This window comes from Exiguobacterium sp. s143 (assembly GCF_018618895.1).
Classification (GTDB): Bacteria; Bacillota; Bacilli; order Exiguobacteriales; family Exiguobacteriaceae; genus Exiguobacterium_A; species Exiguobacterium_A abrahamii.
Map to the genome: position 1 here is coordinate 540,173 of NZ_JACSMX010000001.1, position 22,096 is coordinate 562,268.

Annotated in this window: 21 protein-coding genes; 3 read left to right on the plus strand and 18 right to left on the minus strand. The window is 48.5% G+C overall.

Features of this window, described 5'->3' with window-relative positions; all coding sequences use genetic code 11:
* Nucleotides 1-4: 4 nt before the first annotated feature.
* From KNQ03_RS03110 to recU, 5 genes are all read right to left on the minus strand, one after another.
* Nucleotides 5-565: an SLOG family protein gene (locus tag KNQ03_RS03110; RefSeq protein WP_149427571.1), complete on the minus strand. Its 561-nt coding sequence runs from the start codon at nucleotides 563-565 to the stop codon at nucleotides 5-7.
* Nucleotides 562-1,746 (minus strand): ribonuclease H-like domain-containing protein, encoded by a 1,185-nt coding sequence (locus tag KNQ03_RS03115; protein ID WP_251140231.1) that lies wholly within the window; start codon nucleotides 1,744-1,746, stop codon nucleotides 562-564. The genes KNQ03_RS03110 and KNQ03_RS03115 overlap by 4 nt, the downstream gene beginning before the upstream one ends.
* Before the next feature lie 17 nt (nucleotides 1,747-1,763).
* Entirely contained in the window at nucleotides 1,764-4,028 is a 2,265-nt protein-coding gene (locus tag KNQ03_RS03120; protein ID WP_050677424.1) for a DEAD/DEAH box helicase, read from the minus strand.
* 103 nt (nucleotides 4,029-4,131) lie between these two features.
* The gene (locus KNQ03_RS03125) at nucleotides 4,132-6,798 is read right to left on the minus strand and encodes a PBP1A family penicillin-binding protein (protein WP_214723544.1); all 2,667 of its coding nucleotides are present in this window, start codon (nucleotides 6,796-6,798) and stop codon (nucleotides 4,132-4,134) included.
* 20 nt (nucleotides 6,799-6,818) lie between these two features.
* A complete protein-coding gene (gene recU, locus KNQ03_RS03130) occupies nucleotides 6,819-7,445 on the minus strand; it encodes a Holliday junction resolvase RecU (RefSeq protein ID WP_035396916.1) in 627 nt (208 codons plus the stop codon).
* A gap of 74 nt (nucleotides 7,446-7,519) precedes the next feature.
* Here recU and KNQ03_RS03135 point away from each other — a divergent pair, with 74 nt between their 5' ends.
* Together KNQ03_RS03135 and KNQ03_RS03140 are read left to right on the plus strand one after the other, a co-directional pair.
* Nucleotides 7,520-7,822, plus strand: coding sequence for a DUF1798 family protein (locus tag KNQ03_RS03135; RefSeq protein ID WP_023468613.1), 303 nt, complete (start codon nucleotides 7,520-7,522; stop codon nucleotides 7,820-7,822).
* A gap of 175 nt (nucleotides 7,823-7,997) precedes the next feature.
* A complete protein-coding gene (locus KNQ03_RS03140; protein ID WP_023468614.1) occupies nucleotides 7,998-8,912 on the plus strand; it encodes a DUF3800 domain-containing protein in 915 nt (304 codons plus the stop codon).
* Between the two features lie 188 nt (nucleotides 8,913-9,100).
* On the opposite strand, the gene nth is transcribed toward KNQ03_RS03140, so the two are convergent.
* The 10 genes from nth to panB all read right to left on the minus strand — a co-directional run bounded on the left by nth (nucleotide 9,101) and on the right by panB (nucleotide 18,599).
* The gene (gene nth / locus KNQ03_RS03145; RefSeq protein ID WP_149427574.1) at nucleotides 9,101-9,757 is read right to left on the minus strand and encodes an endonuclease III; all 657 of its coding nucleotides are present in this window, start codon (nucleotides 9,755-9,757) and stop codon (nucleotides 9,101-9,103) included.
* 4 nt (nucleotides 9,758-9,761) lie between these two features.
* Nucleotides 9,762-10,340 (minus strand): DnaD domain-containing protein, encoded by a 579-nt coding sequence (locus KNQ03_RS03150; RefSeq protein ID WP_023468616.1) that lies wholly within the window; start codon nucleotides 10,338-10,340, stop codon nucleotides 9,762-9,764.
* 75 nt (nucleotides 10,341-10,415) lie between these two features.
* Nucleotides 10,416-11,705, minus strand: a complete 1,290-nt coding sequence (asnS, locus tag KNQ03_RS03155; protein WP_174316766.1) for an asparagine--tRNA ligase — start codon at nucleotides 11,703-11,705, stop codon at nucleotides 10,416-10,418.
* A 29-nt stretch (nucleotides 11,706-11,734) separates the two neighbouring features.
* Nucleotides 11,735-12,916, minus strand: coding sequence for a pyridoxal phosphate-dependent aminotransferase (locus KNQ03_RS03160; RefSeq protein ID WP_214723546.1), 1,182 nt, complete (start codon nucleotides 12,914-12,916; stop codon nucleotides 11,735-11,737).
* A 14-nt stretch (nucleotides 12,917-12,930) separates the two neighbouring features.
* Entirely contained in the window at nucleotides 12,931-13,398 is a 468-nt protein-coding gene (locus KNQ03_RS03165) for a hypothetical protein (protein ID WP_214723548.1), read from the minus strand.
* Nucleotides 13,395-13,565: a YpmA family protein gene (locus KNQ03_RS03170; protein WP_012370646.1), complete on the minus strand. Its 171-nt coding sequence runs from the start codon at nucleotides 13,563-13,565 to the stop codon at nucleotides 13,395-13,397. Before KNQ03_RS03170 ends, KNQ03_RS03165 begins: the two co-directional genes overlap by 4 nt.
* A 62-nt stretch (nucleotides 13,566-13,627) precedes the next feature.
* The gene (gene dinG / locus KNQ03_RS03175; RefSeq protein ID WP_149427575.1) at nucleotides 13,628-16,441 is read right to left on the minus strand and encodes an ATP-dependent DNA helicase DinG; all 2,814 of its coding nucleotides are present in this window, start codon (nucleotides 16,439-16,441) and stop codon (nucleotides 13,628-13,630) included.
* A gap of 105 nt (nucleotides 16,442-16,546) precedes the next feature.
* On the minus strand, nucleotides 16,547-16,930 hold the full coding sequence (gene panD / locus KNQ03_RS03180) for an aspartate 1-decarboxylase (RefSeq protein ID WP_029341994.1): 384 nt from the start codon (nucleotides 16,928-16,930) through the stop codon (nucleotides 16,547-16,549).
* Between the two features lie 2 nt (nucleotides 16,931-16,932).
* Complete coding sequence (gene panC / locus KNQ03_RS03185; protein ID WP_149427576.1) at nucleotides 16,933-17,763, minus strand: pantoate--beta-alanine ligase; 831 nt, start codon at nucleotides 17,761-17,763, stop codon at nucleotides 16,933-16,935.
* On the minus strand, nucleotides 17,760-18,599 hold the full coding sequence (gene panB, locus KNQ03_RS03190) for a 3-methyl-2-oxobutanoate hydroxymethyltransferase (protein ID WP_050677432.1): 840 nt from the start codon (nucleotides 18,597-18,599) through the stop codon (nucleotides 17,760-17,762). The genes panC and panB overlap by 4 nt, the downstream gene beginning before the upstream one ends.
* Nucleotides 18,600-18,687: 88 nt before the next feature.
* On the opposite strand from panB, the gene KNQ03_RS17160 reads away from it, so the two are divergent.
* Nucleotides 18,688-18,810 carry a hypothetical protein gene (locus tag KNQ03_RS17160; protein ID WP_256429275.1) on the plus strand — a complete coding sequence of 41 codons (123 nt, stop codon included), beginning with the start codon at nucleotides 18,688-18,690 and terminating at the stop codon, nucleotides 18,808-18,810.
* A gap of 37 nt (nucleotides 18,811-18,847) precedes the next feature.
* Here KNQ03_RS17160 and KNQ03_RS03195 read toward each other — a convergent pair whose 3' ends face one another.
* From KNQ03_RS03195 to bshA, 3 genes are read right to left on the minus strand one after another with little or no spacing between them, the layout of a single operon-like run.
* Nucleotides 18,848-19,819, minus strand: a complete 972-nt coding sequence (locus KNQ03_RS03195; RefSeq protein ID WP_149427577.1) for a biotin--[acetyl-CoA-carboxylase] ligase — start codon at nucleotides 19,817-19,819, stop codon at nucleotides 18,848-18,850.
* Nucleotides 19,789-20,943, minus strand: coding sequence for a CCA tRNA nucleotidyltransferase (locus KNQ03_RS03200; protein ID WP_251140232.1), 1,155 nt, complete (start codon nucleotides 20,941-20,943; stop codon nucleotides 19,789-19,791). The genes KNQ03_RS03195 and KNQ03_RS03200 overlap by 31 nt, the downstream gene beginning before the upstream one ends.
* Complete coding sequence (bshA, locus tag KNQ03_RS03205; RefSeq protein WP_050677434.1) at nucleotides 20,909-22,051, minus strand: N-acetyl-alpha-D-glucosaminyl L-malate synthase BshA; 1,143 nt, start codon at nucleotides 22,049-22,051, stop codon at nucleotides 20,909-20,911. Before bshA ends, KNQ03_RS03200 begins: the two co-directional genes overlap by 35 nt.
* Between the last annotated feature and the right edge of the window lie 45 nt (nucleotides 22,052-22,096).

Genomic DNA, 22,096 nt, shown 5'->3' on the forward strand with positions numbered 1-22,096 from the left:
CTCTTCACTCCCACTGATCATTGTATTGTAATTCTTGTTCGAGCCAAGATAAATCATCTTGTGTAATTAAAAACAACTGATAATCGGATTGTTCCATTTCTATTCTAGCACGCTCTACTAAAAATTTCGCTGATCCTCCATGTTCTTCATCAAAAACCGACAATAATCCTTGGCTTTTTTGAATCATGAACTCGGTTTTATTACGTAACTGCGATGGATCCGTATACGGTTTCTGGCTGATTGCTTCGACGAAGTCAGCTTGTTCAAGAATGGAAAGGTACTGCGCTTGAACTGGCTCTTTCCAGCGTGCTTCCTGTTCCAAGAACGGCAAAAGAATACCGAGACGAATATGGGGATACTCTTCCTTTAATTCAAGTACGACCTCGCATGCCCAGATTTCGCAACCCGGTGAGCCATTCGTGATAAACCACTCTGTACCTCGATCCTCAATTAAGCGAATCATTCGCTCACGATATGCTGCCTTTAAAACCCGGATACCAGGGTGTTTTTGATCAAAGATACCTAGTTCATTGGGTTTGTATCCTGTGATGGCGACAACTTTCACACGTCACACTTCCTTTTCAACCGACGTCCTCGATGATCCAGCTCTGCCAAGATTCGTTCTTTTTTAGTAATTAACCAATGATGTCGCTCGACGTGTTGTCGTGCTCGTTCCGTATAATCATAAGCAAGCACTGGATCTTTTGCAATGTGCTCTGCCCACTTCGCAAGCTCAACGTACCCTAAATAACTGTCGCTCTTCAAGAAACAATCTCGAGCTTGTTCATGGTTCTTCATTTTTTTATGCAAATATCCTTGGCGCAACCATCCTTCTGCTGATAGTTCTTTGACTTGCTGAAAATGAGCGTGTGATCCTTCATGAATTCCGAGATCTGCCAGCCAAATCGCGATATTTTCTTGAATCGGAGAAGGCGCCTCTGCTCGATGTGTGACGAGTCGATTGCACGCATCATACAGTCCGACAAGCGTCAGACAGTCATCCAGATGATGTTGCAAGACCCCTGTCATGATATCCGGATGCTGGTGTTCGACGTACTGAAAGTAATGCATCGGCGCCAAAAATCCAGGTAAATCCCCTTCCCGTTCAAATCCGATTCGCTCTTCCATCGCTGTCAATCGATAGGAATCATACATTCCTTTAAAGATTCGTCGCGCGACATGAAGTAAATCGAGATGACCGACTTTCGGCAAACGCGGAACACGTTCCCGAACGAAGACATGACGTGTCTTGATTTGCGGCCAATCAAAACTTTTCCCGTTATAGGTCACAAAGCGGACATCATCTCCGATATCGTGCAGGAAGTGATGGTAAAAGGCAGCTTCAAAGTGCGCATGCGGTAAGAAATATTGTCGCATCAGCAATCCGCCCTGCTCAAAGCGCGCGAACCCGAGTAAAAAGATCGTCGTTCCGGTTCCTCGTAATCCTGTCGTCTCTGTATCAAAGAAAATGACCTGCTCGAGCGGGACATCTAACGCAAGCGGCGGATGCGGCAATTGTAAGGACTCATACACTTCAGCAAAGCTTCGGTCTCCATGTCGATCTGTTAATGCATATCGCTTGTCGATCCTGACGATCCACTCTTCTTCGAACGTCAAGATATCGGCCCCACGATCAATCCAGGCTTGCTGTTCGTCAGTCCACCCGATTGGTGTTTTCAGCGTCTCCACTTCAGGAGCGGAAGACACTTGATCCTCCGTTGCGGCGTCTGATGTAGATTTCAGCATACGTCTAAGACGATTTTTCATGATAGTTCCTTCTCCATTTCTGCTAACAACTGAATCGTTCGTTCTTTCTCGTCTGCTACGCCAACCATACCGATACAGGCAGGACAACCGTCCTGACACGGGCATGTGACGATCGAATCACGGGCGGCACGCAACATGACACCGCGTTGCTTATAAATCGACTCCGCGAGACCGACACCCCCTGGATAACGATCATATAGATAAACAGTTGGCTGTTGCGTGTGTGTCGCCTTGACTTGCGGCACGACGAAGACATCACTGGCATCACACATCAAATAAAGCGGTGCGACACGTCTGAGACTATTCGCGACCCCTTCTAACACTTGTTCGAGCTCTGTCGAAGAGCGTGCGTGATCGGGTAAAGTGAACCAAACACCTGTCGTATGAATTTCTCGTTCCGGTAAGTGAATCGGACCAGAGCCGATGTTCTCATGCGTACCGAACTTAATCTTCTTAAACATCGTTGCCATTCCGCGGACGCTGACATCTCCGCGCGCAACACTATATTCTCCCTCTGCATACTGTTCATCTTCTTCGAGCACGGAAAGGTCGACTGAAAAATTAGCATCCGTATAATAATCAACGTCCACGGCACGGACGAACGCTTTTTTCTCTTCAAAATCCAAATGCTCAACTTGGTATTGATCGGCTCCGTGAAGATAAATGGCCTCGTCATGTAACAATGTCATCGCACTAAACGTATCCATTTCACCGATGACTCGATTCGGTACCTCGGTCTGATCGACGATGATGACGTTCTCTTGATCACTCGACCGAAGCGATATTCCATGAGCCGGAAACGCATCGTTCATCCAATAAAATCGATCGCCACGTTCGTGCAGGACACGCTCTTCGACTAAGTATTCGAGGATATCTTCCGTCTCGAGAGTCCCAAATGATTCTCCTTTCGTAAAAGGCAGTTCAAACGCTGCACATTTGACGTGATCGACGGCAATGATCAGATTATCCGGATCAAGTCGGGCTGCTTCCGGGGATTGATTCAAGAATAACTCTGGTCGTTCTGCGACATATTGATCGAGCATACCGGAAGAAGCGACGAGAATGATTAGTGCATCATCTTGTCGACGTCCCGCACGCCCTGCCTGTTGCCAGAGCGAAGCAATCGTTCCCGGATAACCATTCATGATACAGACTTGCAGTTGACCGATGTCGACACCAAGTTCAAGGGCATTCGTCGAGACGATACCGGTGATTTCTCCTTGACGCAACCGTCGTTCGATATCCCGTCGCTCACTCGGCAAATAACCGCCCCGGTACCCTTCGATCGATCGAGGACCGAGTTCATGAGGATAGATGCTTCGTAGATACGTCAGTAAGACTTCAACGCGAACGCGTGACCGTGCAAAGACGATCGTTTGGAACTTTTTCTTGATGAAGCGCATCGCCAGTTGTTTCGTCTCAAGCGTCGCTGAACGTCGAATGCCGAGTTGTGCGTTGACGATGGGTGGTTGATAGACGAGAAAATGTTTACGTCCTGTTGGCGCACCGTTATCATCAATCAAACCGACTGTTTTTTCTGTCAGTCGTTCTGCTAGTTCCTGCGGATTGGCGATCGTCGCACTCGTCATGATGAAGACGGGATCACTACCATAATACCGACAAATCCGTCGCAGGCGACGAATGACATTGGCGACATGGCTACCAAACACACCACGATATGTGTGTAATTCATCAATGACGATATACTTCAAGTTCTCGAACAGTTCGATCCATTTCGTATGGTGTGGTAGGATGCCGGAATGTAGCATATCCGGATTCGTGATGACGATATTACCAGCTTTTCGTACTTTTGTTCGAATCGTCGGTGACGTATCTCCGTCATAGGTAAAACATCGGATCGGCGCCTCTAATTGATCGATCAATTCAAGTAATTCACTGTTTTGATCCTGTGCGAGGGCTTTTGTCGGATAGAGATATAATGCCCGCGCGTTCGGATGCTCGAGCAGGTGCGATAAGACCGGTAAGTTAAAACAATAGGTCTTTCCGGAGGCAGTCGGTGTGACGATGACCGTCGACTCTCCCGCTTGTACACGTTCAAACGCTAACCCTTGGTGACGGTACAATTGCGTGATCCCACGTGTTCGAAGAGCTTGTCGTAAACGCTCCGGGAGTCGTTCTGGAAAATCGACATAGCGCCCAGCTGTCGCTTCCATCGTTTTCATATACGTAATCCGCTCCATGAACGAGCGGTCCTGTTTCAATTCTTCGAGAAATGCAACGAGCGTTTGTTTCGCTTGCATGCCTTCACTTCCTTCCACTTCTCATTATACAAAAAAAGAGGCAAGACCAAAGAACGAACTACTCGTCTTTGGTCTTGTCTACTTTACAAGTGACGCTCCTTTATTAATCTTCAGAGTCATCTCCATTGTTATTCGGATTGTTGGTATTGTTGTTTCGTTCCGTCGAACCATTCGAATTGTTTTGCGCGTTTGCTCCATCATTCGAATTCGGTGCATCTGTTGCTGGTTCGTCCGTCGTCGGTTCATCCGTTGCCGGTTCATCCGTTGCCGGTTCATCCGTCGTCGGCTCGTCCGTCGTCGGTTCGTCCGTTGTCGGTTCGTCCGTTGCAGGTTCATCCGTCGTCGGTTCATCTGTCGATGGTTCGTCCGTTGCAGGTTCATCCGTCGTCGGTTCATCTGTCGATGGTTCGTCCGTTGCAGGTTCATCCGTCGATGGTTCATCCGTCGTCGGTTCTTCTGCTTCAGGATCGGTAACGGTTACCGTCGTCGAGACCGGACCAGATTCCTCTCCAGACGCTTTCGCTACGACTTGGAACGTTGACCGTCCTGGTTTCAAACCATTGATGGCAATTCGATTCGTCGTGCTCGTACCAATCGTCGATGTTTCACCGTCAGCATCTGTCATCGTCACTTCAAACGATACATCGTCATACCCATTGGCACGAAGCGCGGCGTCATTATAGTTCCAAGTCAGTTCACCGCTCTTTGTGTCTTCATCGTAAGATGCTTGTAATCCAGTCGGAGCGGGTACCGTCTTTTTTTCAACGACAGGTTCCTTCGTCCCTTTCACGTACAATTCGTTTCCGATACTGAGGACAGAACTAGGTTGTTCAAATGGTGCTGGCGTACGATCACGTGTCTTCGTGATGAAATCTTTCCAGATTTGCTGTGCCATCGTACTGTTGTACGGACCGCTAAGTCCGGCTCCATTGTTGTTTCCGGATTTCGTCGTCCCAGTCCAGACACTGATTGAGACATCCGATGTATATCCTGCGAACCAGACATCTTTATAGGCATTCGTCGTTCCTGTCTTACCGGCTGCATCAAATGACAATCCAGCACTCGGGAACGTACCACCTGGTTTTAAGACGTCACGCAACATGTCCGTCAACATATACGCTGTATAGTCTTCCATTGCCTTTTTCGATTTGATTGGTGATTTGATTTTCGATCCATCACTATACTCAATCGATTTGATGACGTGTGGCTTGATATAATCGCCACCATTACCAAGTGTGGCATACGCTCCTGCCATCTGTGTCGTATTGAAACCGTGTTTCATCCCACCAATCGCATACGCAGGCGAAATCGACTCATCATCTTTCATCTTTAAGCCAGATTTTTCAGCGAACGCCTCGACTGAATCACCGCCGATTTCTTGATACGTTTGGATGGCCGGTGTGTTTGCCGAGATTTTTAACCAGTGGCGGATCGTATTCGTGCCACGGTATCCATCATAATAGTTACCAATCTCTTTTCCGTTGACTTCTGTCGGTTTATCCGTCAATTGTTTCGCAGTCGACCACTTATCATTTTCGATCGCTGGTCCGTAAGCGAAGAATGGTTTTGCGGACGATCCCGGTTGATGCGGTTCATTCGCAAAGTTTCGTCGCGCTGTGCCTTTACCTGGATTTTTACCATCAACGACCGCAAGGATTTCTCCAGTTTGCGTGTTGACCGCTGTCGCAGCTGTTTCCGCATATTCCGGTAATTGAACGATTTGATCTTTCTTGATCGCTTCATTCATATAGTCATGCATCGGTTTATCGATCGAAGTATAGATCTTCAACCCTTGACCGTAGATGTCTTTTCCTTCTAAACCAAAATCATCTTCTAACTCTTTTGATACCATATCGAAGATGACGCTGTCGTACGATTCATCCTTCGTCGACTTTGGCGCCGGATTGATTAATTTTGAGATCGGTTGTTTGACTGCCTTGTCTCGTTGCGCTTGTGAGATGACGCCTGTCGTCAACATCGCATCAAGAACTTGTGTCTGGCGCCATTTCGTCAGTTTTGGATCTCCTTTAATTGGATCGTATGCTGTCGGACGTTGTGGCAGTCCTGCGAGCATCGCAGCTTCCGCGTAATTCAACTTATCAACTGATTTGTTGAAATAAGCTTTTGAAGCCGTCTGAATCCCAAACGAGTTTTGACCGTAGTAGTTTTTGTTCAAGTACATCTCTAAAATTTGATCTTTTGTATAGTCCTGCTCTAACCGGATTGCGAGCCATTGTTCTTGAACTTTCCGCGTGACCGTTTTATCGAAGCTAAGGAATGATTGTTTGACGACCTGTTGTGTGATCGTCGAAGCTCCTTCCGATCCGAAACCATCCGTCACGTTCGCGATGATGGCTCCGCCCAGACGACGGAAATCGATTCCGTTGTGCTGATAGAAACGACGGTCCTCAATCGAGATGAATGCGTCTTTAACGACTTCCGGTACTTCATCGATTGACACGTATTCTCGACTCGTTCCGCCTTTCGTAATCTCTTCCTTATTGCTCGCATAGATTTTCAATGGCAGAGCATCTCGAAGTTCTGTCTCATCGAGCTCAGGTGCCGTAGCAATCGCGTAAGCGGCAAATCCGCCTCCGACTAACATCATGACGATGAATAATCCGGTAGCGATCAGCAATAACTTTTTCCAAAGTGGACCTTTCCCACCGGAACCTCCACCTGACTTTTTCTTTTGGGGACGTTTCGTCCGTTTCATCTTTTTCTCAGATGACTTCGTCTCTTCACGACGTGCGACACGACTTCTTTCCATATGCTATCCTTCTCCTTCAATCAAAAAGTGTCTGAATTGAAATATAGTTCGTCCACTGCCTTTAAATAATCGATGGCAGGGTACGCGCCAGTCTCGACTTTGATACCGTCTCGTTCAATGACCGTCAGCGGAATTGATTTTCGTCCGCTTTCTAGCTGATCCCACCAGGGGAACACGTGCTCGACTGAAAGCACATATTGCACATTATACAGACTGAAACGAATGATGACAAAACAAATTCCTCCATGTTCGACACATTGACGCATGTGTGCGATTTGATGGGGGTGAAAATTTTTTATCGGGAAGGACGTTTTATTCGTCGTCTCCTTCGCTTCGAAATCAATATATTTTCCGCGATAAACACCGTTATAGTCCGTCGTCGACGGTTGCTTGAAATAGGCTTCCTTGACGACCGCTGCCGACCGTTTCGGATAATCAACTTGGACGATTTGTAACGGAGTGGGTTTCTTGTGAATGATTGCCCGATTATGGGTCAGGTAAAACGTATTACTTTCATTCAATAATTTTTCGAGCGTCATCCCTCGATTCGAAAAGGTGGAATCGGTTGATCGCGCCTTCTTGATTCGGGTTCCATGCGACTCGAGTGGCTTTTGAAATTTTTTACCGTTCGGGTAATTCAAAACGATTCCCCTCCTATCGCGTTTATTGTACCATGATATGTGATTGTACCGTATCGGCCGAGAGGAGTAGTTAAAAACCAATGACAATTGAACCGTTATTACAAGAGATTGAACGTATTTATCAAGAAGGACGTGCCGGAACCGAATATGACTTCAATCGAGACGTCGTACCGTTCGTTGAACGAGCGGATCAACTGATTGCACAGTGGCAAACGAATGCCCAAGATAGTCCTTACTTACGACCTAGCATGGTCGAAAGCGCCGTTGATCAATTGAAGCAAATTTCCGTCCAAGCATTTCAGCCGAAAACGAGTCTGAAGCGCTTCAATGAAACGATTAAATCCGTTCGTTATATCGATCGCTTGATGAATGGTGAAGAATAACGATTAAAAAACAGGAATTATCTTCCTTAAGTCGAACACCTAATCATACGAAGGAATGTTTCTACGGTTTCACTTATCAGGCTATAGCTTTTCAGCCGCCTAGCGTGTAAAGTGGCATCAAGAGCATTTCTTTCGAAAAGACTGTGTAATTATTGTGCAATTGGAGGAGATTCATTTGAACAAACGGGTACAATCGAACGTCAAAGGCGTTGACGTCAAAGGATTTCCTAAGAATTCGACCCCTGCCCCGAAGAAATACATCATGTTCGTCGACGAAACTGGGACACCGAAGGGTAATACACAATTCAACTTAACGGGTGTCTTGATGGAATATAAATATGCCATCGATTCGGATGAGACCGGTGAACCAAGTCCGCTTCGTCAACGTTTGATGGATTTTAAGGCAAAAGTTTTTGAAGATCCGCATATTCCCCTTCATTTGAAGGAGATTTTAAAAGCTGAGCATCCGTATGGTAAAGAAGATGGTATCACGATCGATATGTTACGTCATTTCTGGATCGCTTTACCAGAATTTTTAGTTGATATCGATTGTACGATCGTCAGCGTCGAAGTCGATAAACAGAAGCTACAAGACTTCTTCTCGACACCGAAGGATCCGTATGTCGTTGCCTTCGCCCATCTGATGAAGTCGTTTTATTCCTTCCTCGATGAGACAGAAGCAACGAGTGCGCGTGTCGTTCTTGAAAGCCGTGATGATTATCAAAACTTGCTCATTCAAAAGGCGTTCTTCGATATCTTCAATTCGGGAACGGTCCATCTCGACGTCGAAAAAAGCCGTCAAAAAATCAAAGGCTTCATCTTTGCTGAAAAAGACAGCGACCTCTACCAATCTGGTCTTGAGATTGCCGACTTGGTCTGCTTACCTTTATCTCGCGTCCGTCGTGGTGTCATCGAGGTAAAACCACGGTTTGTCCATTATGGGGACGAAAACCGGATTTTTAAAGCCATCAAAGATAAGATTTACATTCGACGCGATAGTCCGGACCAAGATTTCCGAAACTGGGGATTCAAAAAAGTACCGATCACGAAAAAGCGTCGTGAATGGTCCGATACTCCTTGGAATGGGTAATGACTCAAAAATTAGTCTCTATAAAGATAAGGGTGGCAGAATGATCTGTCACCCTTATCTAATAAAAAAGAATGACTCGTCTTTTCACGCTCTTTCCTCAGGTCTTGTTTGTCTCTAACAGCGCAAAATGCGCTTTTCCTGTAGGAGTTGCGTGTGACGAGTCATTCTTTTTTTGAGTCTGTCCCTTTTTAGGGTGTAGCTATTCCTTTTGTCCGTTTTTTCCCTTCTCGACACATGTCGAGTAACGGGCACGCTTCACAGTTCGGACGTTGTGCCTTGCAGTGATAACGTCCAAAGAAGATGAATTGATGATGGAGCTTTGACCAACGCTCCCGTTTGAAACGACGCATCAGTGTTGCTTCGACCTGCGTGACATTATCCTTCCAGCGACAGATCCCGAGGCGTTTCGAGACACGTTCGACATGTGTATCGACCGCAAAGGCCGGTACATCAAAGGCGACAGACAAGACGACGTTCGCCGTCTTGCGTCCTACGCCAGGTAAGGCTTCGAGCCCGGCGCGTTCCGTCGGGACTTCTCCGTCGTGTTGCGCAAGGAGCTGTGCCGCAAGCGCCTTGATGTTTTTGGCTTTATTCCGGTACAATCCAAGTCGTTTGATTTTGTCCTCGATTTTCTCGACGGGTGCCGCAGCAAGCGACGCAGGATCCGGATACGCTGCGAACAACCCAGGCGTCACCTGATTGACAAGTACGTCGGTCGCTTGTGCACTGAGTGCAACCGCTACGACCAGTTCAAACGGGTTGCGATGAATCAACTCACAAAATGCATCTGGAAACATCTCTTCTAACGTTGCTTCAATCCGATCGATTTCTGCCTTTCGTAACATTTCCTTAACCTCCCCGCCCTGCGAGATCCTCAAGCGTCTTGATCCCTTCACGTTCCCACGTCCGTAAAATTTGATTGATATAGGTCATTTTGCGGACATTATGATAGACCGCTTCTCGAAGTGCGGCAAGTACTAGCTCTTCCGAAATGTTCTCGATCGTCAACCACTGAATGATCTGCTCCATCTGAAACGGTGACATCATCCCGAGTTCCCGCTCGAATTGTTGGAAGACGGACGGATTGATCGTATCAAAGTTCGGTGCTTCCTGTTCCGGTGGTGCCATCAGCTTTTCGTAAAGCGGAACAAGCGAATAACGTTCAGACCCGTTGACGTTCTCCATTGCCAGTAATCCTTTTTGTAATAAACCGAGTGTCGTCTCGATCGTTTCCGTCTCGGATAGTCCAAGTCGATTACTTAACTCTTCCGGTGACGGCATCTCCATGCCTTCTGCCCGGCAAGCAAACAATTGACCAATTAACGTGAACTCGACAAAACTGATGCCTAACCGTTTTGCCTCGGTGAACAATCGTTTCGGTAAGACGACCGTCCCTTCCTCGAATAATTGCACTAAATTATGATTCATCGTATTTCCTCGATTCTCTAGTCTAAACAAGAAATCGACCCGTCGAGACGATGGGTCGATGTTTTTCCTTACTGCTTATGGATAGAGGCGGTTTAGCAAACGTGGGAACGGAATTGTTTCCCGAACGTGCTCGACACCTGTGATCCAAGCGACTGTCCGCTCTAAACCAAGACCGAAGCCACTGTGTGGAACAGAACCGTATTGGCGTGTTTCGAGATACCATTTATAAGCACCTGTCTCGTCAAGACCATGTTTCTTCATCTCAGCGAGGAGTTTTTCATGATCTTCTTCACGTTGTGAACCACCGACGATTTCCCCGTATCCTTCAGGGGCAATCAAATCATCACACAAGACGAAGTCTGGGTTTTCCGGATCTTCCTTCATGTAGAACGGTTTGATTGCTTTTGGCCAGTGCGTGATGAAGACAGGACGTGCGAAGCTGTTTGCGATTGCTGTCTCGTGTGGTGCACCAAAGTCATCGCCGAATTCGATATCGTCGAATCCTTGCTCCTTGAGCATGTCGATTGCTTCCGTGTACTTGACGCGCGGGAACGGTGCTTTAATGTTTTCAAGGACCGTCAAGTCACGTCCAAGCAACTCAAGTTCCGCACGACAGTTTTTCAGTGCTGATTGCACAAGGTGCGAAACATAGTTTTCTTGGACTTCGAGGTTCATCTCGTGATCGTGGAATGCCATCTCAGGCTCCATCATCCAGAATTCGATCAAGTGACGACGTGTTTTTGATTTTTCAGCACGGAACGTTGGACCGAACGAGAAGACCTTTCCAAGTGCCATTGCTGCCGCTTCCATGTAAAGCTGACCCGATTGTGAAAGGTACGCATCTTCATCGAAATATTTCGTGTGGAACAATTCTGTTGTTCCTTCTGGTGCGCTACCTGTCAAGATTGGCGGATCCACTTTGATGAATCCTTCTTGGTTAAAGAATTCGTACGTTGCACGAATCAATTCGTTCCGAACGACCATGACCGCATGCTGACGCTTTGAACGCAACCAGAGGTGACGGTTATCCATCAAGAAGTCCGTTCCGTGTGCTTTTGGTGTGATCGGATAATCGATTGCTTCATGGATGACTTCGATTTTTGAAATTTCCATTTCATGACCGATCGCTGTCCGACCGCCATCTGATTTGATGACACCTGTCACCCATAGTGATGATTCCTGCGTTAAGCCTTTTGCTTGTTTGAATAAGTCTTCGCCGACTGTTTCTTTGACGACGACACCCTGCATGAATCCAGAGCCATCCCGAAGTTGGAGGAAGGCGATTTTACCGCTTGAGCGTTTGTTTGCTAACCAACACCCGATCGTCACTTCTTCTCCTACATATTTGTTTACATCCCGAATCATTGCTTTCAACAGTCAACATCCTCTCTCTATTAAACGGCTGTATGTGCCGTGATGAATCCTTCAATCCGGTCGAGTGCCTCTAGGACACGTGCCGGATCCGTCGCGTAAGATAGGCGGACATAGTCCGGTGCACCAAATCCTGAACCTGGAATCAAGGCGACCTTCGCTTCAGATAAAACAGCTGTACACCAGTCATCGACATTATCGAATCCACACATCTCGGCAGCTTGCTTTGCATGTGGGAACAAGTAGAATGCCCCTTCTGGCTTCAGACACGTCAATCCTTTGATTTCAATGAGTCGTGCATAGATTTTCTCAAGTCGTTCCTCAAAGATGACACGCATCGCTTCGACCGGTGCATCGCCTTCTGCATACGCAGCAACCGATGCTGCTTGCGCAATCGATGTCGGGTTCGACGTCGAATGGCTCGCTAAGTTCGTCATCGCTGAGATGATCTCTTTCGGTCCGATTGCATACCCGATCCGCCAGCCTGTCATCGCATGGGACTTCGAGACACCATTGATGATGACCGTCCGTTCGCGCATCTCTGGCAAGGACGCGATCGAGATATGTGTCGCACCGTTATAGAGCAACTTTTCATAAATCTCGTCACTGATGACGAGTAGATCGTGCTTGATCGCAACATCTGCTACCATCTCGAGTTCTTCTTTCGAATAGACCATTCCTGTCGGATTCGATGGTGAGTTCAAGACGAGTGCTTTCGTTTTTGGGGTAATGTGTTGTTCGAGCAATTCCCGTGTCACTTTGAAGCGAGACGATTCGTCCGTTTCTAAAATGATTGGTACGCCGTCACTAAGTTTAATCTGCTCTGGATAACTGACCCAGTATGGTGCCGGGACGATGACTTCATCGCCTGGATCGAGAATCGCTTGGAACAACGTTGATAGTGCATGCTTTGCTCCTGAAGCGACCATGACTTCTGAGCGTTCGTATGGCATCCATAAGTCACGGCGTGTCTTTTCGATGATCGCATCCTTCAAGGCAACCGTTCCGCCAGACGGCGTATACTTCGTATCGCCCGCTTCTGCTGCCTCGAATGCTGCTTGGATGATGAATTCCGGTGTATTGAAGTCGGGCTCTCCCGCACCTAAACCGATGATGTCTTGACCTTCTTCACGTAGTGCCTTGGCTTTCGCTGTGATGGCTAGCGTCGTAGATGGTGTCAATTGTCGTACGCGTTTCGATAACATGTCGCCCACTCCCTTTACTTGATTCGTAATCGTTTAATGAAAGAACCTTCTTGATACGTGTAATACGAATAATCATAACCTGTTGTCGTCTTTGAAACGATCTCGATGACAGCACGATCCTCAAAGCCGTACTTAGCAGACACGATGTCTCCTAGTTCCGGATGATCCGCGATGACAGTCTTGATAGCAATACCATCAGCAACTAGTCGTGTCTCGATCGTTCCTTTTTTCGGAACGAACGCCCGTACCGCCTGTCCGTTCTGCTTCATCGTAAAAACGACATATTGGCGTTTCCCGTTAAAGACAGATTCAAACCGGACGTCCGTCGGTTTGAGTTCTTTTTTCAGACGCGCCTCTGCTTGTTCGGCGACGCTTTGTTCCCGGTCTTTTGCCTCAGCGATCGTCACCTGATAAACGGCGGTGCCAAGTACAGTCAAAAGGATGAGTGCACTTAGCAGACCAAGCGTGATTTTCCACTTCATGTGCGGTAGATGGTAAAGACCATCTGCTCCTTGTCTTTTTCATCGAGAGCAAGACCGAACATTAAATCTTCCGTTTTCAGTGTCCGATTCAACAAGTCGACGATTTTATACGTATCGTCATGGCGGTTCACTTTGACGGTCGCAAGTGTTTCAATTTTTGAATCCATCTGTATGTCCTCCCTCATTTTTCTCTATCTATTATAATGCGATAGGGTTTATCTGAATAGACTTAATCGCCATCATTCAAGAACAATTCTAGTTCTGCCGTCAGTTCATCAAGCGGTTTTGATAAAACAGGTACTTTCGGCAGACTCGTGACGAACCGTTTTCCATAACGCGTCGTCTCAATCCGGCGATCAAGTACGAAGACGACACCTCGGTCGTTCGTCGTCCGGATCAAGCGACCAAAGCCTTGCTTAAAGCGAATGATCGCTTGCGGTAAGCTGTATTCGAAAAATGATGATTTCCCGAGTTTTTCGATCCGTTCCGAGCGTGCCTGGACGATCGGTTGATCTGGTGGCGCGAACGGTAGTCGGACGATGACGAGACAACTGAGATCATCTCCTGGGATATCGACCCCTTCCCAAAAGCTAGCCGTCCCGAACAAGATACAGGCGTCGAGTTGCTTGAACTGTTTCATCAGTCGTTGCCGTGAACCTTGCGTGACCCCTTGCGAGAGTAACGTAAACCGGTCAGGTAGTAACGGCTTCGTCGCTTCATGCGTCAGTCTTAGCAAGTCATTTGAGGTAAACAAGACGAGCATCCGTCCTTCCGTCACCTCTGCGATTTGTAAGATGGCTTCCGCAATCGTCTCTGCGAATTCCGGCAATGGTACATCCTGTAGGAGCGGGAGATCCGTCGGAATCATCAATCGCACGTTATCAGCATATCCGAACGGCGACGGAACGACGAAACGACGTGTCTCGAACGCATCGAGCCCTAAACGGTTCTCAATGAACTGGAACTTGTTCGAGACAGTCAACGTCGCAGACGTCAGGATACACGTCCGTTTCGAAAAGACGTCGCGTCGCAATCGTTCTGAAATGTCGATTGGTTGTGTGTAGACCCGTGTCAGTTTCCGGTTCTTAACGGACGTCTCGATCCAAGATACCGTCTCATCGTGCGGGGCAAGCATCGTCTCGAAGATGGCGAGCTCCGCTTCTTCGATTTGTGACGTGATCGCTTTTAAATCCGCGACGAGTGAACGTTCGCGATAACTCATCTGCTCCCGGTGTTCATGGAACAGTTTATGAATCGCCCGGATTGCTTGACGCAAACGCCGCAACACCAATTCAACCCGCTTGGCACTTTCTTGGACGGCACGCATCGAACGGTCGAGTCGCTTGAAGCGAATGCTGACCATTCCTTCCCGTCTTGCTTTGCGGGAAGCCAGTTCAAGCCCGTACGCTTGAATGATCATCAATAGACCGTCTGCTTCTTCGAGTAACGTCGTCAGCGCCTCATCGACCGTCTCACTATGGGCTTCGACCATCTCGGCGATATCCCATTCTTCCGACAGATCGAGCAAGCGGTGTAATAATTTTTTATCGGACGAATACCCGAGTTGTCGGAACAGACGATCAAACGTATGTCCATCAAAGACGAGACCAAAATGATGGCTCGCGACTTCTTCGATTTGGTGTGCCTCGTCAAGAATCAACGGACTTCCTTTCGGTAAGACCCCTGCTTCGAACTGCAGGTCACTAAACAACAAGGCATGGTTCGTGACGATGATCGTCGCATCCTTTGCTTGGCGAATCGCATGTTGGAAGAAGTCCCGGCTGTACCACGGGTCAAATCGTCCGAGCTGCGATTGGCTATCAGACTGGATCAACTGTTTAATGCCGATATTGCCTTGCGCTGCACCGCCTGGTAAGCTGACTTCTTCTAAATCTCCCGTTTCCGTCTCCGTCAACCAGACGAGCAGAATCGCTTTTGCGAGCGTGAAGTTATAAGCATCCTCTTGATCATTCAAGAAAAATTCGAATTTCCGTAAATCAATATAGTTACTTCGTCCCTTAAGCAATGCAATCTGGACCGGCGCATCGAACAGTTGACGCAAGAGCGGTAAATCACGCGCGAACAGTTGCTCCTGCAATTGAATCGTGTGCGTACTGACGACGATCGGGACTTCATGTTCGAGCGCGTAATGCGCTGCCGGAACAAGATAACCGAGCGATTTCCCGGTTCCCGTTCCCGCTTCGACGAGTAACGGCGTTTCTTGATCGAGCGATTGATAGACATGACGCATCATCTCGAGCTGCCCACGTCGCTCTTCGTATCCTTCGAATAGACGAGGGAACGTCACGGCATTCAATTCATCAACGAATGGTCCGAACGGTTCAAGAACGGGCGGATGCGTTAAGCGTTCGATCGTCTGACGCTTTTTCAAAGCGATTTTTCGAAAACGATCAAACTGTGAATCCTCCTCGATGCCGACTAAACGAATCGCATGGTCGATTTCCTCTTCGATGGCACTGAACAGGCGTGGTGATAAACGTCTTAAGTGCTTCAATGTCTCAAGCGGCAACGTATGTAGTCGTTTGAGTAGTTCAAGCAACAATTCAGCCGTCGCCGAAGCGTCACTCCCTGCCCGGTGCGCTTCTTGATGGGCAAGGTGTAATGACTCTGACAGATGCGACAGCGCGTGGCTTTCTGCTGTCGGAAGTAAGATTCGTGCGAGTTCGACCGTATCGATGACAGGACCTGTGTACGGCAAGTATCCTTCCTCTTCTAACGCATCGTTTAAGAAGTTTAAATCGAACTGCACATTATGTGCGACGAAGACACCACCATCGAGCAATGATAAGACACGCGGTGCGATGACATCGAATGTCTCGGCCTCTTTGACATCCTCATCCGTGATGCCCGTCAACTGGGAAATGAACGGAGGAATCGGTTGGGTCGGACGCACGAAGGCAGACAATTGTTCTGTCAACTGTCCATCTTCAATGACCGCCATGCCGATCTCAATCATCTCATCGCCAGCCTTTATGGAATGACCTGTCGTTTCCAGGTCGACTACGACGTACTTTTTCTTCAACACTGATCCTCCACCTTTTATCCATCCTCTCCATGACCGGATGGCATTTCATTCTTCATCTTAACAAAAAAAGAGACCCGCTGACATGATCGGGTCTCTAAAATTTCATAAGATCGTGTGGGCGATTTCTTGAGACAACATTTGTTTGATGTCGTTCTGTTCATTTAGAACAGCCACTTTTGGAACATGTGTCGCGATTTCTTCCGTCGATAGTTGTGCGTACGCCATGATGATGACCTCATCTCCGACTTGGAAATGGCGAGCTGCCGCACCGTTCAAACAGATGACACCTGAACCACGAGCACCTTTAATCGCATACGTTTCAATCCTTGCACCGTTCTGATTGTTCGTCACTTGGACTTTTTCATTTTCAAGAATCCCGACAGCATCGAGTAAATCTTCATCGATCGTAATCGAACCAACATAGTGTAAGTTTGCCTCGGTGACCCGAGCTTTGTGTAGTTTAGCGTGCATGAATGTGCGTAACATCGTCATGCTCCTCTCGTATATAGTAAATTATCGATCAAACGTGCCGATGCAAACTGCACGGCGACAGCTAAGAGAATCGTAGTCGTTTGTTCCGTAACGGGTCCTAGTGATGGATAGTCGACGGCTTCGACGTAATCGATTGTCGTCCCTTCGAATTGAAGTGCTTCGCGCGTCCGATCGAGAACCGTTTCAACAGGCACCCCTTGATCGAGTGCTTGTTTCGCTTGTTGCAACGCCTGCTGGATGCCCGGTGCTTGCGCCCGCTCTGTTTCCGATAGATAGACATTGCGTGACGATTTTGCTAGACCATCCGCTTCGCGAATGATCGGGCAACGGACGATCTCAACCGGAACAAAGTAATCAGCGACATACGCTTCAATCAATGCGAGCTGTTGTGCATCCTTTAAACCGAAATATGCACGGGTTGGACGGACGACGTTCAATAGTTTGCTGACGACCGTCAACACACCATCAAAATGTCCTGGTCGTGATGCGCCGCATAAGACATCATCACCGGAGCGGACCGTAACACGAGCCATATCCAGCGGATACATCGTCTCGTTCGTCGGATAAAACAGATAATCGACCCCTTCTGCCTCCGCGATCTTCTGATCGCGTTCCGCGTCTCGTGGATAACGATCCAAATCTTCGTTTGGTCCGAATTGTGTCGGGTTGACGAAAATACTCAAGACGACGACATCGTTCTCTTGTCGTGCTTGTTTGAGCAAGGAGGCATGCCCTTCATGCAAGAATCCCATCGTCGGTACAAAACCGATTGAACCGGCTCCCGCTAAACGTTCGCGTAACGTCTGGACGTCCTGGATGATTTTCATTCTTTAGTCCCTCCATAAAGCGCACCAATCAGTTCTTCGTCCATCTGGAACGAGTGTGCTAGTTCAGGGAAGGCACCGGCTTTGACGTCTTTGACGTAAGCAGCGATCGCTTCCGTTCCTGAAGTATTCCAATCCGTGTACGCTTTGACGAACTTCGGTAAACGACCGACACCATACGTCAAGATGTCATGATAGACAAGTACTTGACCGGCGACGTCTGCACCGGCACCGATTCCGATGACCGGAATCGAGAGGAGCTCTTGAATGCGTTTCGCGAGCGGATGCGGCACACATTCGAGGACGAGCATCTTAGCTCCGGCACGCTCTGCTTCCAAACTGTCTGCAATCAGTTGTTCGGCTGCTTCTAATGATTTCCCTTGGACTTTGAATCCTTCAAGGACACCAACGGATTGTGGTGTTAATCCGAGATGCGCGACGCAAGGCATCCCAGCGTCCGTCAAACGACGAATCGTCTTTAAGATCTCCCCTGCCCCTTCCAGCTTCAAGGCATCTGCCTGCGATTCTTGGAAGATACGCGCCGCTGATTCAAGCGTGCGATCAAATGAACCATGATAACTTGCGAACGGCATATCGACGATCATGAACGTCTGTGGTGCGCCGCGGCGTACCGCGCGCGCATGATGAACCATGTCGTCGACCGTGACAGCAATCGTTGAATCATAGCCGAGGATGACGTTCCCGAGGGAATCGCCGACGAGCAACATATCGACTCCTGCTGCTTCCGATAGTTTTGCTGAAGGATAATCATACGCCGTCAACATGACGAGCTTCTCTCCAGCTTGTTGTTTTTTGAGTAATGGACCCATTGTGTGCATCGTGTTCTCTCCTTACGTGTGTAGGGAGGACAAAAGGAAAACGCCTTCTTCTCCAAAATAAATGCATGCGGAAAAGAAGGCGGAATAATTGAATATCGTCCTTCTGTCCCTGTCCGTTAAGATCAAGGCAGTTGAAACAGCTAAAACTGGCACCTGTCAATTCGGTATGGTTCCGGCAAGCGGATACCATCCGTGGCTTTATTATACATGACGGGAAAAGCTCTCTGCAAACCGTCTGATTCAAACCTTTATTCTTTTTCCCAGTAAATCAGCTCTGCCGAATGGAAACGGGTCTCCCCCGTTTCCGTCTCAATCCGAATCGTGCCCGTCTCGTCAATACCGAGCAATGTTCCGGAAGCGGTCATCTGACGTGTCCGTAGCGTCACTCGTTCATGTAAGCGATCTGCGAGTGTTTCCCACTCCGAGACGAAAGATCCGAATCCTAGCTCGAGCCACTGCGTGTATAGTCGTTCAAATCGATTCAAGAAAGTCGCGACGACCTCCGCACGTCGGAAAGTTCTTCCTGATTCTCGGACGAGCGAGGTAGCACGGTCCTCGATCCCTTCCGGAAACTGCTCGTGATGCACATTGATGCCGATGCCAATGATGACTGAACTGATCCGATCCGCCTCGGTCTGCATTTCCGTCAAAATGCCTGCCACCTTACGACCGTTGATCAAGATGTCGTTCGGCCATTTAATCGTAACTGGAACATCGAATGTCCGAAGAGACTGTGCAAGTGCAATACCTGCTACGAGCGTTAATTGACCTGCTTGGTGCATCGGTACATCTGGTCGGACGAGTAGACTCATCGCGATGCCCTCATTTTTCGCCTCATGCCACGTTCTCCCTAGCTGTCCGCGTCCATTCGTCTGGTGATCGCATACGACGAGTGTTCCTTCCTGCGCTTGCTGTTGCGCTTGCTCATGTGCAATCCGCTGCGTCGTGTCCAGTTCTTCGAAATGAAGGATGTGGCGACCAAGACGTTCTGTCGTTAACCATTGTTCAATCGCAATCGGTGTCAGCAAATCGCCTTCATCGACTAATTGATAGCCTTGTTTTTTATTCGAGATGATCTGGTATCCTTCTTCCTTCAAAGTTTGCATATGTTTCCAAATAGCGGTACGTGAAATATTTAACGTCTCTGCTAATTCCTGTCCGGAGTACCACGTCCGCTGACGAAGTGCGATCAAGATTTGTTCTCGGACTGAGTGCGCCATCGCTCTACCTCCTTCAATAATGTTACGCGGTCGTTTGGGCAAGCGCGGGTGACGACACTGTATTCCAAATGCAAAAGTGCTTCTTTGATCTGTTGTTTTTGGAGACCGAGGCGGATCATGTCTTTTCCGTCTACAGCGAGCTCTTTACGACTGCGAATCGGTAAGTCTGATCGCTCTGGATAATCCGTTCCTGTCATTTCCCGAAGGATCATCAGTTCTTCGTCCGACAATTGATAACGATCCCAGTCTTGTAACGGTCGGTGTAACAGAGGTATTAAACGCGTTGCGAGCTGCACTTGATGTTTCGATCGTTTCCAGCGTGTCAATTGATCTTTCGCGAGACCGGCATCGAGTACGAGTGTCCAGACAGCATCCTTTGAAACACCCTGAAACGACTGCTGCGCGAGTCCTGTGACGATTTCTGAAGTCATGCCGGGGAGGTAGCGTTCGATTCCAGTCCGGAGCATCGCCTGTAACGCCCGCTGTTTTCCAGGACCAAGTAAGAGTTTCTCGAACTCGATCGCAATCCGCTCAATCGCAACGGCCGCTAGGTGCGGAGCGAGTTCGACAATCGCTTGTTCAGTTGCCTCGTCAAGCGAGAAATCCAGTTGGCTCATGAAGCGGAATGCCCGCATCATTCGAAGCGCATCTTCATTAAAACGTTCGGCTGGTTCGCCGACCGTCCGGATGATCCGCTCTTCGATGTCACGCGCTCCTCCGAACAGATCGACACGTCCTGATGGTCTGAGTGCCATCGCGTTGATCGTAAAGTCTCGCCGGGTCAAATCCTCTTCCAAACTAACACCAAGCGTTACCGCATCCGGTCGCCGGCGATCGCTGTACGTTGCTTCCGAGCGGAACGTCGTGATCTCGTACGGCACGTGGTTGAGAACGACCGTCACGGTTCCGTGCTCGAGTCCTGTCGGAATGACGACAGGGAATAAGTCGATGATCTGTTCCGGTAACATCGAGCTCGCTAAATCATAGTCTCCTGGTGTCCGGTCGAGTAACATGTCGCGAACGGCGCCACCGACGATATAGGCTTCACCACCCGCTTGTTCGATCGTCTGAATGATATGATGTGCGCCTTCAAGCAAGTTCATGACGCGCACACACCCGTTCATAGACTTGTTCATAACGACGGACGATCTCATTCGAATCAAAACGACGACGCGTATCACGAATGCCCTCTTCTGCCATCCGTTCCCGTAACATCGGGTCATCCGCGAGTTCACCGATTCGTGCCGCAGCCATTTTGACGTCGTAAGTCGGAACGATATATCCGGTTAATCCGTCCTGGATGACTTCCGGTAAGCCACCTGCTGTCGAGACGACACTCGGGACACCAATTGCCATCGCCTCAAGGACGACGAGTCCGAACGCTTCTTTTTCAGACAACAGGACATGAATATCACTAATGGCGAGCAATTGCGCGACGTGTTCCTGTTTACCTGCAAAGATCACTTTGTCGTAAATGCCGAGTTCCTTTGCGCGACGTCTCGTTTGTCCCATCTCTGGACCATCCCCGACGAGCAACAGACGCATCTTCCGGTCTTTCGCTGCAATGGCGAACGCCGCAAGCGTATCATCGATTCGTTTGACCGGTCGGAAGTTCGAGATGTGAATGACGACGACTTCGTCCGCTTCGATGCCGTAATGCCGCTTCAAGCGTTCATCCCGCATCGGATAATAGACACTCTCATCAATCGAGTTCGCAATGACATCGATGTCGTAGTGTGCGTTGAGCGTCGCATTCGTCTCAAGCGCTAGACTCTCGGAGACGGCCGTGACCGCGTCTGATCGTTCGATGCCGTACCGGATGGCCGGTTGCATCTCTAAATCTTGCCCGATGACGGTGATGTCCGTTCCGTGTAACGTCGTCACGACGGCGACACCTTTTTTCTTTGCCATGTTTCGTCCGAGATCTGCACAGACCGCGTGCGGAACGGCATAATGAGCATGGATGACATCGAGATCGAATAAATCAATGATTTCTGCGACTTTTGACGCTAACGTAATGTCGTATGGTGGATATTTAAAAACGGAATACTGGTTGACTTCAACCAAGTGGACCGTGATGTTTGGCCGATATTCCGTCAGGCGAAACGGCATGCTCGACGTAATGAAGTGGACGTCATGTCCACGATCCGCTAATTTCATACCGAGCTCCGTCGCGACGACCCCACTCCCGCCGACGGATGGATAACAAAGAATCCCAATTGCTTTTTTCATGATAAAACCACACTCTCTTTATGACTTCTATTCGTCTCTATTCTA